Raw genomic sequence first — 2,420 nt, 5'->3', positions numbered from 1 at the left:
GCTGCGGTGGCCGGGGTCAGGCGCGGGTACGGGCGCGGGCGCGCAGGGCCCGGTCGGTGACGGTCAGCAGCAGCACCGCCAGGCTGAGCGCACCCGCCACCATGGCGATGCCGTGCAGCCCGGCGGCGGTCGCCCGCTGTCCGTAGAAGAGCCCGATCAGCCCGGCGGCGGTGATCGCGCCGACGTACTGCGAGGTGCGCTGCAACCCGGCCGCCGCGCCGACGCTTTTCGGCGGGGCCTGGACGTATACGGCGGCCTGGTTGCCGGTCGAGGACAGCCCCTGCGGCAGTCCGAACAGGACCGCGGCCAACAGCAGCGCGACGAGCGGCGTGGACTCGTCGGAGAGCAGCAGCACCCCGCTCCCCGCGGCGAGCAGGACGGCCGCGAGGACGAGCGGCGCGTAGATGCCCTTCGTACGGGCGCCGAGCAGTGAGCACACGGCGGCCGCTCCCGACATCGGCAGCATGATCAGACCGGCGTGGGAGGCGGAGTAGCCGTGCCCCTCCTCCAGCCACTGCGCGTATCCGTACATGACCATGTAGATGACCAGGTACGCGGTGCCGTGGCGAAGGTAGGTGATGGCCAGGGGGCGGTTGCGGCCGATCATCCGCAGATCGATGAAGGGGCGGGGGCGGCGCAGCTGCCACCAGGTCAGGGCCGCCCCGAGCACCAGGACGAGGGGCGGCAGCGCCCAGTTGGGCCGCTCCAGATCCATCAGGAAGACCATCAAGGCGGTGAGCGCGGCGGTGAACAGCGTGATCCCGAGTGGATCGAACGCCGCACGCGCCGTCCGCTCCCCGAGGCCCTCGCCGTCCCCGCCACCGGCCGCCACCCGGGTCCCGGGCAGCCAGAGCAGTGCGAGGACGACGCCGATGAGGGCCAGCGGCACATTGACCGCGAAGATCGCCCGCCATCCGGCCGTCGCGGTGAGCACCCCGCCCAGCACCGGGCCGACCGCCGCGCTGCCGAGCGAGGCGAGCGAGAGCCGGCCGAGCACCGGGCGCGGGGTCTCCCGCCCGCTGGCGACGGACTGGGCGCGCAGCAGCGCCATCGCCGACGGATAGGCCGCGGAGGTGCCGATGCCGAGCAGTACCCGGGAGGCGATCAGCCAGCCGAACGCGGGCGCGAGCGCGCCCACCACCCCGGCGGCGCACACCACGAGCAGCCCGCAGAGGAAGACCCGGCGCGGGCCGAGCAGATCGGCGAGCCGGCCCATGGCCGGCTGTGCCACGGCGCTGGCGAGGTAGAGGGAGGCGACCAGCCAGGCGGTCCGGGCGGCGCCGACGCCGAAGTCATGGCCGATGGCCACCAGACCGGTGGCGATCATCGTGGAGTTGACGGGGTTGAGGACCGAGCCGATGAGCAGCGGGGCCATCAGCCGGGGGCCGAAGGGGTCGGCGGGGGCCGGACTTCCGCCGACCGTTCCCACCCCCGGTACGGAGGGCGTCCGCGCGGTTTCGGTCATTCCTGGACCAGCCGCCTCAAGAGGTCGGTGGCCTCGGTGAGGGTGCGGCGCTCATCGGCGTCGAGGCGGGTGTCGATCGCGTCGAGCAGCCAGCTCTGCTTGGCCTGCCGTACGGAGGTGATCGCCTGCCGTCCCTCCTCGGTGATCGAGAAGACCACCTGCCGGCCATCGGTGGGGTGCGGGGCCCGCTCCACCAGCGCCTGCTCCTCCAGCGCGGCCAGGATCACGCGCATCGACTGCGGCCGGACCAGCTCGGCGCGGGCCAGCGCGGCGGTGGTGTTCGGCCCCTCGTTGCAGAGCCGGCTGAGGACCGCCCGCTGGGAGGGGGTGAGCGCCCCCTGGGAGGAGGCCGCCCGCATGCGGCGCATCAGCTGGGTGACGACCACGGCGAGGTCTCCGGCGATGCGCTCCTCCGCCCGGGGGGCGGCGGTAGCGGGGTCCGGATGGTCGTGCGTTGTCATGGTGCCACCGTAGAAGATCTACAGGCAAACTTGCAAGATTGGGCTTGCAAGTTTGCCTGTCGTGTGTGGAGGAGGGAAGGCGCCCGTAGCGCATCCGTAACCGGTCTCGTCACACGCAGGGTGCCGAATGCGTGACCTTGGGCGGTGCATCGCGCGAGGGGGGGGGAGGTGTGGCGAGTGGTCATGACGGGCGGCCAACTCCCGGCCGAGGTCGGGGAGTTCGCACGTTCTCTGCGGGCGCCGGCGGGAGGTTCCGGTGACCCCGCGCGGCGCCCGGTTCGCCGGGGCATACGGCGACGAGGACGGCGGCAAGCACCGTAAGCGGGACCAGGCGGCGAACGACGGGCGGCGGCTCGTCCGCGACGCGGGGGCGCCTGCTGCGGCGTGTTCCGCGGCTCGGGAGGCCGTCGCGGGCTTGCCGGGCGCCCCCGGCATCGCCTGACGCGGGGGCGGGGTGCTGGGGGCCGGGCTGGGCGGCGTGGTCGGGGGGCGGG

At 73.9% G+C, this 2,420-nt stretch carries 3 protein-coding genes; 1 reads left to right on the top strand and 2 read right to left on the bottom strand.

Annotated features, from left to right (window positions below; genetic code table 11):
• Positions 1-16: 16 nt before the first annotated feature.
• Both AXW62_RS28110 and AXW62_RS28105 read right to left on the bottom strand, forming a co-directional pair.
• Positions 17-1,465: an MFS transporter gene (locus tag AXW62_RS28110; protein WP_060946980.1), complete on the bottom strand. Its 1,449-nt coding sequence runs from the start codon at positions 1,463-1,465 to the stop codon at positions 17-19.
• A complete protein-coding gene (locus AXW62_RS28105; RefSeq protein WP_060946979.1) occupies positions 1,462-1,926 on the bottom strand; it encodes a MarR family winged helix-turn-helix transcriptional regulator in 465 nt (154 codons plus the stop codon). The genes AXW62_RS28110 and AXW62_RS28105 overlap by 4 nt, the downstream gene beginning before the upstream one ends.
• A 256-nt stretch (positions 1,927-2,182) precedes the next feature.
• Between AXW62_RS28105 and AXW62_RS28100 the strand changes: the two genes are divergently transcribed.
• Entirely contained in the window at positions 2,183-2,368 is a 186-nt protein-coding gene (locus AXW62_RS28100) for a hypothetical protein (RefSeq protein WP_060946978.1), read from the top strand.
• The last annotated feature ends 52 nt before the right edge of the window (positions 2,369-2,420 follow it).

Source organism: Streptomyces hygroscopicus subsp. hygroscopicus, assembly GCF_001553455.1.
GTDB lineage: Bacteria > Actinomycetota > Actinomycetes > Streptomycetales > Streptomycetaceae > Streptomyces > Streptomyces hygroscopicus.
This window is presented reverse-complemented; position numbering and strand designations above follow the sequence as displayed.